The sequence below is a fragment of the Pseudomonas sp. B392_1p genome (genome assembly GCF_052245235.1).
Classification (GTDB): domain Bacteria; phylum Pseudomonadota; class Gammaproteobacteria; order Pseudomonadales; family Pseudomonadaceae; genus Serpens; species Serpens gallinarum.
Genome location: NZ_JBQPXM010000051.1, coordinates 1 through 202 on the forward strand (window position 1 = coordinate 1; position 202 = coordinate 202).

The 202-nt window shown below is 70.3% G+C and carries 1 pseudogene; it reads right to left on the reverse strand.

Going from position 1 to position 202, the window contains the following annotated elements:
* A pseudogene (locus ACTV8E_RS20770) lies at window positions 1–202 on the reverse strand (type II secretion system protein GspD); the annotation flags it as partial.

Sequence of the window (202 nt, forward strand, 5' to 3'; positions counted from 1 at the left end):
CGGCCAGCAGGATCAGCGCGTTGAGGCTTTCGTCGGCGCGGATCAGCAGGTTCTGCGGGCGGGCTTCCGCGCCGCCGTTGCCTTGTGGGGTATCCAGACCGGTGGACAGCTCGCCGAGGGTCGCCGCCAGGGTCTTGGCATCGTTGTGGCGCAGGCGGATCACCCGGGTGTTGGCCGAGCGCGTGCTGGGCGTGTCCAGCGA